The sequence below is a fragment of the Ignavibacteriota bacterium genome, from assembly GCA_016218045.1.
GTDB lineage: Bacteria > Bacteroidota > Ignavibacteria > SZUA-365 > SZUA-365 > JACRFB01.
In genome coordinates this window covers 25,219-41,094 of record JACRFB010000013.1, presented here as the reverse complement: position 1 = coordinate 41,094, position 15,876 = coordinate 25,219, and the positions used below count along the sequence as shown (strand labels likewise).

Here is a 15,876-nt window from a genome sequence, read left to right as displayed (position 1 = left end):
TGTATTCACGCATATGGATTGCCCTGATCGGAATCCATGGAGAAGGAACAATCCGTATATTTTCGCAGAAGGTGAGTACATCATCCATGGCGTCTGAAGACACACATGCCATACCGACTCGAAGCCCGGCCGAGCATGTTCACTGCATCAATCATAAAAGTCCCGACACAATGAAGCATCGAGGCGGTGCCCTCTCACGCGTCCTCCTGTTGATGCCGGCGATATGTGTTGTTCTTGTTGGCGTGATCACCGCGGATCTGCGCGCGCAGAGCGGCGATGCTTTTCTGGCGCAACGCCTTCAGGCCGTGCTCGACAGCGTGCGTGCAGCGCAGGGGATTCACGGAATAAGTGCGAGTGTTCTCATGAACGGGCGTGCAATGTGGCAGGGATGCAGCGGGGAGTCGCATGACGGACGCGCCATCACTTCGGACATGCAATTCGGCATTGGGAGCAACAGCAAACTGTTCACCGCTGCTGTTGTGCTGAAGCTGCAGGAACGAGGACTGCTCGATGTGGATGATTCTCTCCATACATGGTTGCCTCGGTATAGGAACATCGATACCACCATCACGCTTCGTCAACTGCTGAATCACACAAGCGGCCTCGCCGATGTTAACAACGTGCCCGGGTATCCCGATACCATTCTCGCGAATCCAGATCGCGTGTTTACGCGGGAAGAGGTTCTGCGATGGGTTGGTCCCCCGCATTTTGCGGCCGGCACTTCGTGGGAATACTCAAATACGAACTATATCCTCGCAGGGATGATAGCAGAGAAGGTTGCGGGACGTCCTTTTCATACACTGCTCCATGAGTACATCCTCTCGCCGCTTTCGCTCGACAGCACTTTTTTTCCTGTGGACGACACTGTTGCGGGTACCATCGCCCGGCCGTGGACGAACGGGACGGATATCTCGTCCACTCCCCGCAATTCGCTGCTCAGCGCCGCGTGGTGTGCCGGAGCGATGTATTCAAATTCCAGTGAAATGGCGCAGTGGTATCAGGCGTTGTTCCTGGGGGGCGCACTCACCGATGCATCTCTTCGAGAGATGACCACGTTTGTGGGCTCCGGTCGATACGGTTTTGGTATCGCGGAGAAACAGTTGGGGCAACGCACCATCTTCGCACATGGGGGAAGCATCCGTGGCTACACATCGCAGATGTTTTATGATACAACACTGCGTGCCGTCATTTGTGTGCTCACGAACGATCTGCCCGCCGCAGCTCCGCTGGTAGCGCAGCAGCTTCTCGCCGCGCTGATCCGCGGTACCGCCACCGGCATGTGCGTTCCTGCTTCCTCGGATCCAACACTGGGATTGTATCCAAATCCAGCTCGCGGCCTTGTCCACATGCACCGTGGAAGTGAGACGTTTAGACGCGCCGTGCTTATCGATGCAGCAGGCAGAATACAATACCATGAATGCGCGGATGGAATTATCGACCTATCGGCTGTGAGACCCGGATTTTATCTGCTGAGAGCTATCGGGGCACACGGTACCTATACCGCGCGCGTGATAGTCAGGTGAGCAGTATTTCCACTGAAGGCGTAAAATATGCCGGATCAAAACGGCTGCTGATCCCCCATATCCTCGCACTTGCCGGCAAAACAGGAGCGCGATCTGTACTCGATGGATTTTCGGGATCGACACGTGTCGCGCAGGCATTTGCAAAAACCGGCTACCGCGTTGAAGCCAACGATATTGCCGAATGGTCGAGAATATTCGGGACATGTTATCTGCTCAACAAACGAGAGCCGGGCGCATACACGGAGCTGCTCGCTCACCTTAATGCCATTCCGCCGGAGGACGGGTGGTTCACAGAACACTATGGTGGTGACCCCGAGAATGAGGATGCAGAGAAAAAGAAACCCTGGCAGAAAAAAAACACACGCCGTCTCGACGGCATCCGAAACGAAATAGAACGATTACAACTGGACTATGTGGAGAAAGCAGTCGCGCTGACAAGCCTCATGCTTGCACTCGATAGAGTGGACAACACGCTCGGACATTTTGTATCGTACCTCAGGGAATGGTCTCCTCGATCGTACGGAGACCTCGTCCTCCATGAACCCGCCATTTTCACGCAGAGGGAGGAGCATCGGGTTCATCAGTGCGACATTTTCGAAGTGGCTCCCAGGTCCGAAGTGGACATCGCGTATTACGATCCGCCGTATGGCTCGAACAACGAGAAAATGCCGCCGTCGCGTGTGCGATACGCGGCGTATTATCATCTCTGGACCACGGTGTGCCTCCACGACAAACCGCCCTTGTTCGGTGCGGCGGCTCGTCGTGGCGATACGCGCGACACAGGATCATCGTCCGTATTTGAGAGCTTCCGTCGTGATGAAGCGGGCCGGTATTCCGCGGTCGAAGCCATCGGTCGTGTGTTACAAACCACGCGGGCGCCCTGGGTGCTTCTGTCGTACAGCTCGGGCGGACGCGCTTCAGCAGAAGAGCTGTTCGAACTTATCTCACATGCGGGCACGCTGCATGAAGTCCGCCGTATTGAACATCATCGGCATGTTATGTCAGCCATGACGTGGACCGGTGACTGGGCACGCGGCTTGTCGCAGCCACACACGGAGTATCTCTTTCTTCTCAAACGATGAGACCCATCCCTTCGATCGTCGAAGCTGTCGTGGACGCACCATCCTACAAAATCATCGAGGCGACTGCAAAATAGGCAACGATGGTGCAGACGTCGGCGAGGGCAAGTGTCAGTGGACCGGCTGCAATTTTGGGATCGAGGCGCATGGCGTGCAGCACCGTGGGTATGGTGAGACCGAAGAAGCATGCCGCAGTCAACGCAATCAGCACGCTCGAACCGATACCTGCTGCAGCGGGAATATCCCCGCGCCATACAAGGACGATACCTCCAACTGTCACACCACACACGAGTCCCAGAATCAATGCGGTTCCCAGCTCACGCCTGAGCGCGCGCATATACCAGCGTATCGACGGTTTCACAGACCGCAACGCCTGAATCGTGACGGTCATGGATTGTATGCTGACACTCTCTCCGAGTCCGAGTACCAAGGTCATAAAAAACGCCAGCACCAAACTCTGCGCGAGTGTGGCTTCGAATGCGCCAACCAACACTGCACAGATAGTGCCGCTTGCAATTGTGGCGAGCAGCCAGGGAAAGCGAAAACGGAATCCGCGCAGGACGGACGCATCACGTACTTGTGAGACATTGAATCCGATGGTTTCAAAGATGGCGTCCATTTGTTCGCGTTCCGCCAGGTCGAACGCTTCCTCGCTGAGCAGGCCCACATCAACAACTCCCACGATGCGGTTGTGATCATCCACCACGGGCAACGCGAGGAATTTATTCATGACGAAGGCCTCACATGCATCCAACACCGTTGCGTGCGCGGGCAAGGTGATCACACGCGGGATCATAACGTCCGACACCCGTTGATCGAGCGCCGCGGTCAGTAGCCGGCGCGTCGGGAGCACGCCCCTGAGAATGCCATCCACGTCCAGCACGTAGAAGTAGATGATCTTCTCACCGATGCCATGCTCGCGTACTTCATCGAGCGCCTGGCGAATGGTCAGGTCCGAACGGAGGGTGGCTGCGTCTGTGCGCGCCACATCGAGGATGGATTGATGGAGATCGGCGGCGTTCATCGTGTTTGCAGATTATATGATCGGGCGAGGCGTCCGCATTTGGAATTGCGCCTCGAGAAAGGGAATCATTGGAAGATAACACCACCCAGATTCTATCGAGATCCCGGGTGATTGAACGCCGATGCTTTATTCCTGACCGCCTTATCCGACGGATGCGGATATTTCGTCACAAACGAGAAATCCCTTGCGCGTGAGAGAGATCCGTCCATCAATGATTTGCAGCAGGCCTTCATCAAGCAGACGCTGTGCCGCCGGAGAATTGTCGGCAAGAAAATCGCAACCGAAACGCATGTGAAATTCAGCCAGGTCGATGCCCTCACTGCGCAGACGCAAGTACACATATTCGCTGCGCAGGATCGACGCATCGAGATGCTCTCCGCCCGCGACCGGCAGTGTCCCGCGCCGCAGTGCTTCACTCCAGGCCGCGAGGCTCCGCGCATTCCATTCCCTGCGATCCCGCAATGCACCGTGGGCTGAAGGCCCGAATCCATAATATTGATCATGACGCCAGTAGGCGAGATTGTGCAGGCACTCATACCCCGGCAAGGCGTAATTCGACACCTCGTAGTGTCTGAAGCCCCAAGCCCCGAGCGTGTCCATCGTTATCTCGAAGAGCATCGCATCACTCTCTTCGCCCGCGACCTGTACTTCGCCGCGATCAACCATTCCTGCCAACGGCGTTCCCCTTTCAACGGTCAGCGAATAACACGACAGGTGTGTGGTGCCGAGCGCGCGAGCACGCTCGAGGTTGTACATCCACCGTTCGGGCGTTTGGCCGGGCAGAGAAAACATGAGATCGAGGTTCACGTTCTCGAAGCCCGCCGCATGCGCCAGCGCAATACCATCCTCCGCCTCGCGCGCCGTATGGATGCGGCTCAGAAAACGAAGATCATCATCATGGAAAGATTGCACCCCGAAGCTGAGCCGGTTGACGCCGAGCGCGCGATACCCCGCGAGCTTGTCGTTCGCCACAGTACCGGGATTACATTCAACCGTGATTTCGGCATCGTGCGTCACGGGAAAGTGACTTCGGAGTGCCGCGAGTATGGATCCGAGTTGCTGCGGCGATAACAGCGAGGGTGTGCCACCCCCGAAAAAAATCGATGTGCAGTGAGAGGCCGAGAGTGTATCCTGCCTTGCGGCCCCAATGTGTGCCGCGGCGTCGCCCGTTGCACCCGGATGCTGTTGCCTCTCCCATGCCGCGCGCAATTCGATTTCGCGGACGAGGAGTGCGACGAAGTCGTCGTATCGTGTTTCCGTTTCTATCGAATAGAAATCACAATAGACGCACTTCTTTTCACAGAAGGGCACATGGACATATAACGCAGGCATCGGCTACAGGACGCCGGAAAAAATGCGGCTCCAGCGCACGGATCCGAGCAGGTCGAAAGGCTGCGAGAGCGGAATGGTCGAGTCCCAGGACCAATAGATAAACATCGCCTTGCCGATGATGTTCTTACGCGGCACATATCCCCACGAGCGGCTGTCCTCGCTGTTGTCGCGATTGTCGCCCAGCACCGCGAAATAATCGTTTTCGACACGGTAAAGCGCGCTGTTGCTTCCATCGATTTCAATGCGCCCGTCGGTGGTGAAGCGGATCGAGTGTCCTTCGCGCTCGATGAACAGTCTCCACTGATCCACATTCGCAAGGGTGAGCTCGATGCGCATACCCTTGTATGGGACTACGACCGGACCCCACCAATCCCTGTTATACGGGAGGCCACGAGGAAAAATACCTTCCTCGGTTTCACCCTTCTTCAGAGCGTATCCAGCGAAGAGGGCCGTTGCGGGCGGCTGCTGCACGATGCCGTTTACATACACCCGTTTCCCCGCGATCTCAAGGGTGTCTCCGGGCACAGCGACACATCGCTTCACATAATGCACCGCATTGGGCTGGTCTACCGCTGCCGCGCCGCCTGTGTATTCAAAAACGATGACGTCGCCGCGGGCCGGCTCGGTGTAACCCGGCAGCAGTGTCGTATGCGGGAGGCGGATGCTGGTGAGGGGCACGGTGCGGGGCGAATTCAAACCGTACGCGAATTTGTTGACAAAGAGATAGTCACCTACGAGCAGCGTGCCCTCCATCGACGGTGTCGGGATACCGAAGGCCTCGACAAAAAACACTTTGATGAGCAGCGCGCAGAAGAATGCATACATGAGTATGCGCAAGTATTCTTTTGTCCGACTACGCCGTGGCGGAGTTTCCTCGTCATGCTCGACGGTTTTTGGATCCGCTTCGGGCGCGTCCGCAGCCGTCATGGGTGGTGGAGCCACTCGTTCCGGTTGATCTGACAGGACCGGCGTGGATGTAGAAGCTGGCACGGCGGGGGACTCTGCACCCGCAGGGCTGTCCTTCGCCGGCATCTCGAAACCGTCGTCAATATGGTCGTTTACGTCGCTCACGGCAGGGGTGTATCATACAGCGGAAGAGGAATACAACGCAAACACGGGTCAATACAAAAGGGCCGGTTTCCGGCCCTTTTGTTGCATGCGGTCTGACGATTCACATGTCATCCGATAATTTTTCCAATACGCCCGAAGCGGATCGATCCGAGTTTCTTGAAGAGATTGAAGAGCGGGATATCCGGCGACCATGACATGTACACGATCATTGGTGTTCCGATCACGTGTTCCTTCGGGATGAATCCCCAGAATCGGCTGTCGAGGGAATCATCACGATTGTCTCCCATGCCGAAGACGTAGTCCCTTTCGACAGTGTAGGATGTTGCCGGTTTCCCGTCGATGGTGATCATACCACCGGACACGCTGACTTCGTGTCCCTCACGGCGGATGAAGGTATTCCACTCGCCGATATTTTCGGGTGTGAGCTGAATCACATCACCCTCGCCCGGCACGACGATGGGACCGTAATTGTCACGGTTCCACGGTTTTCCGACCGGGAAAATATCGCCGTCCACAAACTCTTTCGGAAGAACCCCCTGCGTGTAGTGTACACCGATCGGATTGTCGAACGGTTTCCCGTTGATGAGGAGGCGCTTGTCGACCACCTGTATGGTGTCGTGCGACACCGCGACACAGCGCTTCAGGTAATACTGGAATTCCCTCGCCTTTGCATCATCACGATAGCCGGGAAAGATGAAGACGATGACATCGCCGCGCTCGGGGTCGCGAAATCCCGGTACACGGAACCAGGGAATTTCCACTTCCTTGCCGGCCAACAAACCGAGCAGGGGCACGGCCTGCGGCGAGGATCCGCCATAGAGGAATTTGTTGACGAACAGAAGTTCGCCTGCCATGACCGTGTTTTCCATCGATCCCGTCGGAACCTGGAACGACTGCACCACGAAACTATTCAGCACAATGACAGCCGCGAGGGCCACAAAGATGCTTTTAAAAAACTCCCACACGCGCTTTCCGAGCGGCAGAGGAGGCGCGGCCGGTTTTTTGTCCTTCGACGGTGCGGCCTTCGAATCCTTGAGTTTCAGCATGGGCTGCCTGTTGTTGAGAACGAGATAATTGGACGGATGGAGGCGCGTCTTGTTCCCTGGGGGCGGATTATTGCTCCATCGACAAGACCGCGAGGAAGGCCTCCTGCGGAATTTCGACGCTGCCGACCTGTTTCATGCGCCGCTTCCCTTCCTTCTGCTTTTCGAGCAGCTTGCGTTTGCGGGTGATGTCGCCGCCGTAACATTTGGCTGTCACATTCTTGCGCATCGGTTTGACCACATCGCGCGCGATCACCTTGTTGCCTATCGCCGCCTGAATCACAACCTCGAACATCTGGCGCGGGATCAGCTCCTTGAGCTTCGAGCAGTAGCGGCGTCCCCAATCGTAGGATTTTGTCCTGTGTACAATGCTCGAGAGAGCATCGACCGGCTCGCCGTTCAGAAGGATGTCGAGCTTCACCAGATCCGATTCGCGGTACTCCTTGAACTCGTAGTCGAGAGAGGCATATCCGCGCGACACGGATTTCAGTTTGTCGTAGAAATCGAAAATGATTTCGGAGAGGGGCAGCTCGTAATGCACATCGGCGCGGGTGGGATCGATGTACGTCGTGTTGAGATACACGCCGCGCCTGTCCATGCACAGCTTCATGATGTTGCCGAGGTACTCGGTGGGTGTGATGATCTGCGCGGTGATAAACGGTTCCTCGACATGATCGATCTTGCCGCCGTCCGGCAGGAGCGTCGGATTGTCGATGACAACACGTTCGAGTGTGCTGGCAAGCACCACGATGTACTCGACGTTGGGAACCGTGTTGATGATCGTCTGGTTGAACTCGCGCTCCAGCCGCTCCTGCACAATCTCCATGTGCAGCAAACCGAGAAAACCGCAGCGGAAGCCGAAACCCAACGCGGCGCTCGTCTCGGGCTCATACATGATGGATGAATCGTTGAGCCGCAGTTTGGCCAGCGCGTCGCGCAGCTCCTCGTACTCTTCGCTCACCGTCGGATAGATTCCGCTGAAAACCATCGGCTTCACTTCCTTGTAGCCGGGCAGCGGTTCAAGGGCCGGTTTTTTTGCGTGAGTGATCGTGTCGCCCACATTCGTGTCCGCAACGTCCTTCACCCCTGCGATGAGGTATCCCACGTCTCCGGCTGAGAGCGAGCCGGTACGTTTTTTCTTCATCAGAAGGACGCCCACTTCCTCGGCCTCGAATTCCTTGCCGTTATACATGAATCGGATGCGGTCGCCTTCGCGGATCGTGCCCTGCACTACACGCATGTACACAATGGCACCACGGTAGGGATCGAAGACTGAGTCGAAAATCAGCGCCTGCAGCGGCGCTTCGGCATCACCTTTCGGCGGCGGCACGCGGTCTACGACGGCACTGAGGATCTCTTCGATACCAATACCCGATTTGGCACTGGCGGGAATGATGTCGTCCTTCGAGCAGCCGATCAAATCCACGATACCCTGGCTGACGGTGTCGACCATGGCGCTCGCGAGATCCACCTTGTTTACGACAGGGATGATCTCGAGTCCGGCCTCGATGGCAAGGTACAGGTTGCTGATTGTCTGCGCTTCAACGCCCTGTGTTGCGTCGACGACGAGGATGGCACCCTCGCATGCGTTCAGAGAACGGGAAACTTCGTAGGCGAAATCCACATGCCCCGGTGTGTCGATGAGGTTCAGCGTGTACTCATTCCCGTCGGTGTGCATGTATTTCATCTGGATCGCATGCAGCTTGATGGTGATGCCGCGCTCCTGCTCGAGATCCATGTCGTCGAGTACCTGATTGACAACAAGATCGCGTTTTGTGATCGTGCCCGTTGCCTCGAGCAGGCGGTCCGCTAAAGTGGACTTGCCGTGATCAATATGGGCTATGATGCAGAAGTTGCGGACGTATTGCATGCGGGGGTAGCGCTTCTCCGGAATTAAGACAGTAAATATACCGAGAAACGGGGAGTGGTCCAATGCAGGTGTGCTTCTCCTGCCCGGGGGTGTCACTCTTCCCCTTGATCGGTTCCTCGCCGGTGTTCATGTTGCGCGGATGAAACTAGGAGGTCCACCACTACGGCAGCTTGCCCTGCGCGCGGCGATTCTCGCGTGTGCCTGCCTCTGGGGCTTTTCAAGCGAAGCGCCGGGGCAGAATCTTCGTCCGCGAATATTCAACCTGACCGAACGTCTGCTCGCCGGCGCGCCAAACATACTCGCCCCGACCTCGATGGTGTTGGATACACGGCGCGGTTTGGTGTATGCCTCGGCGAGGGGATACAATCCCATCGCCACGTTTGAAATATATGGAGGCAGACGGCGGTTTCTGACACTCGCCGCACCCGATTCGCTGCGGGGAACCCTTCGGCTCCTGCATGTGAATCCACGATCCGGAGCGCTGTTAGCGGTGGCACAACCAATAGCCGACAGGCCAGAGCGCATGTACGTGATACATCCGCAGGATCCGCAAGCACGTTTCCAGGTGCGTTTTGATGCGGGTGCTGGTGCGTTCATGGCCGTGGCAACCGATCCGGATGTCGACCGGCTTTTTGTATCGATGGGACGCCGGCATATCCTTGTTCTGGATGGGAGTTCATTACTTCCGGTCGACTCGATTGACGCGGGTTTCGAAACGGCCGGCATCGCGGTGGACAGCGTGCACCAACGCCTGTATATCGCGCAACGCGCGCCGGTCGACCGTGTCACGCGAATGCTGGTCGTCTCGACGGTGACGCTGGAACGTGTGAGGGACACCGAATACGAGACGGAGGATGTTTTCGACCGGGTCGTCGTGGATCCGGGCACACAACGCTCCGCGCTGTATGGCGGAGGCCGCATGCGGTTTATGGATGCCTTCGGCCGTCCGGCCGGCGAGGTGCGTATCTCGGGCGACATCGGCGATGCGGTCGCTGTCCCGCAATTCAACAGCTTCTGGTTCTTCCGCATCGCGGCGGTGGACGAGCAGGGGCTTCATGGCCGTTTCGGAAAAGTGTACCGATGGAATTTCGTTCTAAACTCGCTTGATTCCGTGGTGCTCGGACTCGATGCGCAGCGCCTCGTCTATTATCCCGCAACGCGGGAAATCGCGGTGCTGAATCCGGGATCCTCGACCATAGATGTGCTCTATGCGGGCGATCTTTCGCTGCGCAGAACATTGTCCATGGGTCACAGTCTCGAAGATGTTCTGCTTTCGGGCGACGGCCGTACTCTGTACGTGGCAAATGCTCTCGGGTCGGGATACACCGTGACGTTATTCGAGACTCGTTCCGACGCGGTGAACGTGATGCGTGCCGGACCGTGGCCTGTTCGTCTGATCCGTGACCCAGCGACGCACGAGGTCATCCTGCTGAATCATTTCCAGAACACGCTGCGTTTTGTCGATTCCACGCTGTTTATCGCCGCGGACACGCTTCTGTTATCAAACGTATTCGAGAACCGCACCAACGCACTCCCGTCGTTGGCGATAAATCCCAACGGTTTTGCCTTGCTCACGCTGCCTGAACAGGCGAGCATGGTGCTCGTTCAAACAGCGGCACGCCGCGTTCTGCGGACCGAACGAATCTCATGGTACAGATTCACTGGCGAAGACGGAGCCGGAGCACTTCAAGCCGCATTCACTTCTGATGGCCTGCGATTCGGTGTGCTGGCGTTGCGGAGCCGGACGCTCGGCATGTATCGGACCGACCGAAGCGGAGTACAGCGCAGCATGGATCTTACCGGTTTCGACTGGTCGAGGATAGCGCCATTTGCGCATGAGTGTCTTAGAACGGGACGAAACGCGAATGAACTCGTTGTAGGCCCATACGTGATCAATATTGATTCAGGCACCATCGATTCACTTCGTGTGGATGGCCCAATTCTCCAGCTTGGATGCGACGAATTCAGTTGGGCGGTTCAATACGGTGAGCAGTCGATGGAATTGCTTCGAAGTGATACACAGGCCGGGGATCCGTTATTTCGCGACGCCATTCGATTCCATCTCGACGAAGCTGCGACGCATCCTGATGTTGTCCGTCTCGACGTGTACAGACGGGCTCTCATTCTTGGGTACGAGCAGGATGCGCGTGTGCTGGTCTATGATCTGCCCCGGACTACACGTGTGACGGCACCTCCGCAGGAAAATGTAATGACAGTTGAACTGTATCCGAATCCCGTGCGGCGAAGCGATGAGGTCGTGCTCCATCTCAACCTCCAGGGTGTACCGAACGTGAATGACGCCCGTGTTTCCATCCATGACATGCTCGGGCGGTGTGTCGCGACCGGAACGCTTCACGGAACCGCCGTCGAGATGGATTTGCCCGGCGTCAAACCCGGCATTTATACGTTGGTGATACGCACCGGTCTCGTGCAATTCTCGCATCGATTGGTCGTTTCCCCCTAGCATGTGAAATTCGGTGTTGGTAACCTGCGTGTGATAGCGTCCAATTGTGCGGCATCCGTACAAGCTCCCACGTATGTTTTCATCCTCCGTTCGACCGGCCGGCAAGGCCGTACGAAGACAGTATTGCACAGGAGTTTTTCAGACTGCACGCCCATATGTGAGTTCGGTGGAATTGAGTTTCGGATGGATGTTTCAAATCGTACATTCCGCGATTCGATACACTCGAGTCATCTCTTTCAGTAGCAGGAATTCTGAATGGCGATTCGGTACAAGTTTTTCGTGGTACTGACATTCCTTCTCCCGCTCGCGGGGGCTGCACAGCCGACGCTGAATTTCAAGCGTGTGGAGGTGCGCTATCCCGAGATCACGCTGGCGTTCAAGGTGACCTGCGCCGGGGCCTTCAAGCGCGACATGCAATCGCAGCACTTCGAAGTGCGTGAGAACGGCATCCTGGTCAAGGATGCTCGTCTGTTGTGTCCGCCTGACGACTCCTGCTGCGTATCGACCACGATGGTGCTCGACAGGACAGGCAGTATGCTCGACCGTCCCGTCCCGAAACTCGCACGACTGAAAACGGCGGCCAAGACGTTTGTCGATTTGATGCAGACACCGTGTGACGAGGCGTCGCTCGTTTCGTTCAACACCGAAGTGACCGTGGATGTACCCATGACCACGGATAAATGGTCGCTGAAAAACGCGATCGACGGATTTGCCGCCTCCGGGTCCACGGCGCTCTGGGATGCAGCGTATGAAGGTATCACACAACTTGCATCCTCCGCGAGGAACCGTTGCCGGGCGGTTGTGCTGTTTACGGACGGAGGAGAGAACAGCAGCAAAAGGCACACCTTCTCCGATGTTATCACTCATGCACTGACCGAACATGTCCGGGTCTTTACAATCGGGTACGGAATCATTCAGGGATCTGGTGCTGAAACGTCTCTGCAGCAGCTTGCGGAGAACACGGGCGGCGATTACTACTACTCGCCTGTCGACGGAGATTTAAACGCCATATTCCGTTCGATCAGAACACAGATCACGGAGTCTTACAGAGAGTGTGTTCTCTCCTACGAATCCACGTGTCCCGATGGAATGATGCGAACCGTGGAGCTGACGCTGAAAAACTACTGCGGCGGCACAGTCACGCAAACGCGCACCTATCAGGCGCCTCTCGACCGTTCGAAATTTTCGAACATTCAGGTGCACCTCGGTCGGGCCAGTGTGATGGGCACCCGTGAAGTCGAGATTCCATTGATACTCGATACTCCCGTCGAGGGCGTTTTTAGTGCATGTGATTTCACGATTCAATACAATCGTTCGATCGCAAACCTTGTGGGTGTCTCCACTGTCGGGACCCTGTTGGATGGAGTACCCACATCCATTGCAGACGTCGGATCGGGACATACCATCTATCTACGTGAGAAGAAACTGATTTCCGGCACAGGTCCTTTGCTGTTCCTGCGTTTTCGTGCGGGGGATGTCGCGTATCTCGGCGACACGTACGTCCATATCAGCAATTGGAACATGTATGCCTACTGTCTGATACCGCGCACAAGCGACGGATTGTTGACCGTGACACCGCGTGAGCCGCTCTTGGCCTGCTCGGTGGATATTCCGGAGCGGATTGTCTGGGACGACGACCGCAAGGAGTATGTGCCGAATCCCGTCACCGCAACTGTGCGCGTTGCCAACAGCGGCACGCGCGAAGCCCGCAACGTAAAGGCGCGGATTTCCATTTCTTCCACAAAGGCGCAACTGTCCTCGCCGACAGTGCCGATTCAATCCGTTCAAACAGGCATCGTCAACGCTGGCGCGGAAGGTGCCGCGAGTTGGGATCTTCGTGTCGAGAAGCTAGAAAAGGAGGACTCGATTCGATTGTGCTTCACGGTGACCTCCGACAATCACGAGCAAATCGAATGCTGCCGGACCCTGTACGTCAATCCGGCGCAGGCCTCCTCGATCACCTGTGCTCTGAATGCCCCCGATACCATCTATTTCCGCGAGCAGTTTTACGAGCCCGAGGAATTCGATGTGACTCTCACGGCGACAAACAGCGGAACGGGTCAAACAAAGCAGGTTGTGGGACAGTTGTTGCAGGACACACGTTTTACGATACAGTCCGATGCCCGCCTCGTGATGGCGGACGTACTGCCGCCTCTGCAGCAGGCCTCGGGTACATATCGTGTACGGATGCATCCGCGGGACACCGATGGATACGACACGCTCCGCGCGCATGTGCAGGGGAATGACACCGATCCGGTTTGGTGCGAGAAACCCGTGTGGGTGCAGCGTCTGCGCTGGCCCGTTTTCACACTCGGTTGCACAACGCCGGACAATGAACTCGAATTCTCCGAACTCGCGGGTGATTACACTCCGAATCCCTTTCCAGTAACCACGACTGCAGTGAATGTTGGAGAGACCTTCGCGGAGGAATGTCAGATCCTCTTTGTCGGTCCGCCGCGTTTCACGCCGGTGGGAACCAATCTTCGACCTGCAGGGACGATGAAGGTTGGCGACCGGCGCATCGAACAATGGATGATCCGCGCGCTTCCACGCGCCGTCGCCGGTTGGGACACTCTTGTCTTCCAGGTTCTTGGCAAAGGTGGACTCGGCCGGAAGATCGCGCTCGCCGAATGCCGGCTTCCAATCTATGTTCCCGAGATGCGCGCACCCTCGTACGGGCTGCACTGTGATGCGCCTGATTCGCTCCGTTACGAAAGCAACACCTACACCCCGGATCCGTTCCTCTTCACGATGCGCATTACGAATAGGGGCACCGCGTCGGGCCGCGGGCTTCGTATCACACCAGAGCTTCCGGGTTCCGTGCAGCTCGCCTCCGGTGAAACTGCGGATCGGTTCATCGTGGAACTGCGACCGAATGAAAGTGTCGATCTCTCGTGGCGTATCACGCCACTTCGACGAAACGACGACACACATGCGCGCATTTGTGCACGGATTCTCGACGATGCGGGCATAAGCGGAGACTGCTGCAGCGAGGTGTTTATTCCACGCGTCGCCCCCCCGCGCCTGTCCGCAACTTGCGTGACAGTCGACACCGTGTTCATCGACGAAACCACGGGTGAGTACGCGGGAAATCCCTTCCTTTTCGTTCTCACCGTCAGGAACAGCGGCACCGGACTTGCCGAGAACGTGCGCGCCACACTCGCAGCACTCGCGCCGTCGATGTCTGTGGAAGGCGAAGCCGAGATATACCTCGGCGACATCGCCGCCGGCTCGCAGGCGCGGGCCGAATGGTTTGTCCGTGCCTTGCGACGTGTGACACCGGGTGAGATACCGCTGCGCGCATCCGTTTCAGCCGCCAATCATGTTCCTCTCGCGTGCGAACGGACGGTTTTTGTTCCGCTCACGAAATCCCCGGTGCTGGCCGTCGATTGTGCCTCCGAGCCGGAGGATTCGCTGCTGTTTAATTGGAATATCGGAGATTACGATCCGAATTTCTTTTCCGTCTCCGCGCGTGTGACAAACACTGGTGACATACGTGCGAACAATGTTGTTGTGGCGATCATTGTGCCCCCGGGCACGATGCTTGCGGCGGGAGAAACATCCCAGAAGGCAGCCGCGCCATCACTTCTCGAACCGGGACAAAGCGGTCTTGCGCGATGGGTACTCCAGCCGGTCAGGCAGAATGCGGATGCAACTCGCAGTTTCCACTTCCTGGCCCGGGCTTCCAACGCGAGCGACGCCTCCTGTTCCGATACGATGTTTGTTCAGGGTGCTCCGCGCCGTCTCGCCATACTCATGCCGCGCGATCAAGTGCTGCGATATGGCGAGAAGCGGCAGATCCCTGTGTACGTCGATCGCACAGTGGGCATTGGCCTTTCGTCGTACAGCTTCGAGCTTGTGTATGATCCCGCCGTGCTGTCGATCCTGCAAATCACAAGTATTGGTACACTCACCGGGCGCGGATGGGTTGGCCCGGTCATGTACAAGGTTTCAGACAATCGCGTGCGGATATCAGATTACTCCACGACCATGGCTCTGCATGCGGAAGCTGGGCTCCTTTTAACGCTTCAGGTTGAGGGCGCGTATCGTGGCATTGGCGGCCCGGGCGGCTTCGCTCAATCCATGCTGCATGTGGATACTGCCACGCTCGGCATGAATTCCGGCGAGATAGAAGCATCCGCCACAGACGGGAGCGTCATTGTGACCGACGACTGTCTCGAACCGCTCAAGGCCTCGGACGGGTTCACGCTTGAACAGAATGCGCCGAATCCGTTCACACATATGACCACGATCTCGTACAGTCTCGCGCGTGGAATGGACGTGCGTCTTGCGGTCTACGATCGCTTGGGCCGCGAACTCGCAGTGCTCGCACAAGGCCCGTCCTCCGCCGGGACACACACCGTCCAATACGATGCCGCCGGTCTCGAACCGGGCCTGTACCTCTGCCGCATGGAGACGGCGAACCGCATCGAGATCAGAAAAATGATACGGCGATGAGCCGTAGGTCCA

Annotated in this window: 9 protein-coding genes; 4 read left to right on the top strand and 5 right to left on the bottom strand. The window is 57.1% G+C overall.

All coding sequences use genetic code 11. From position 1 onward, the window contains the following. Window positions 1-170 precede the first annotated feature (170 nt). Both HY962_04195 and HY962_04190 read left to right on the top strand, forming a co-directional pair. A complete protein-coding gene (locus HY962_04195) occupies window positions 171-1,523 on the top strand; it encodes a serine hydrolase (GenBank protein ID MBI5646110.1) in 1,353 nt (450 codons plus the stop codon). Then, complete coding sequence (locus HY962_04190) at window positions 1,418-2,605, top strand: DNA adenine methylase (GenBank protein ID MBI5646109.1); 1,188 nt, start codon at window positions 1,418-1,420, stop codon at window positions 2,603-2,605. The genes HY962_04195 and HY962_04190 overlap by 106 nt, the downstream gene beginning before the upstream one ends. A 43-nt stretch (window positions 2,606-2,648) precedes the next feature. On the opposite strand, the gene HY962_04185 is transcribed toward HY962_04190, so the two are convergent. The 5 genes from HY962_04185 to lepA form a co-directional block, all read right to left on the bottom strand. Next, a complete protein-coding gene (locus HY962_04185) occupies window positions 2,649-3,626 on the bottom strand; it encodes a magnesium transporter (GenBank protein ID MBI5646108.1) in 978 nt (325 codons plus the stop codon). Between the two features lie 141 nt (window positions 3,627-3,767). Next, on the bottom strand, window positions 3,768-4,958 hold the full coding sequence (gene hemW / locus HY962_04180; protein ID MBI5646107.1) for a radical SAM family heme chaperone HemW: 1,191 nt from the start codon (window positions 4,956-4,958) through the stop codon (window positions 3,768-3,770). Window positions 4,959-4,961: 3 nt separating this feature from the next. Then, window positions 4,962-5,885 (bottom strand): signal peptidase I, encoded by a 924-nt coding sequence (lepB, locus tag HY962_04175; protein ID MBI5646106.1) that lies wholly within the window; start codon window positions 5,883-5,885, stop codon window positions 4,962-4,964. Between the two features lie 251 nt (window positions 5,886-6,136). Next, window positions 6,137-7,075: a signal peptidase I gene (lepB, locus tag HY962_04170; GenBank protein ID MBI5646105.1), complete on the bottom strand. Its 939-nt coding sequence runs from the start codon at window positions 7,073-7,075 to the stop codon at window positions 6,137-6,139. Window positions 7,076-7,142: 67 nt separating this feature from the next. After that, window positions 7,143-8,942 carry an elongation factor 4 gene (lepA, locus tag HY962_04165; protein ID MBI5646104.1) on the bottom strand — a complete coding sequence of 600 codons (1,800 nt, stop codon included), beginning with the start codon at window positions 8,940-8,942 and terminating at the stop codon, window positions 7,143-7,145. A 139-nt stretch (window positions 8,943-9,081) separates the two neighbouring features. On the opposite strand from lepA, the gene HY962_04160 reads away from it, so the two are divergent. Then, window positions 9,082-11,406: a T9SS type A sorting domain-containing protein gene (locus tag HY962_04160; GenBank protein ID MBI5646103.1), complete on the top strand. Its 2,325-nt coding sequence runs from the start codon at window positions 9,082-9,084 to the stop codon at window positions 11,404-11,406. A 255-nt stretch (window positions 11,407-11,661) separates the two neighbouring features. Further along, on the top strand, window positions 11,662-15,864 hold the full coding sequence (locus HY962_04155) for a VWA domain-containing protein (protein ID MBI5646102.1): 4,203 nt from the start codon (window positions 11,662-11,664) through the stop codon (window positions 15,862-15,864). Window positions 15,865-15,876 lie beyond the last annotated feature (12 nt).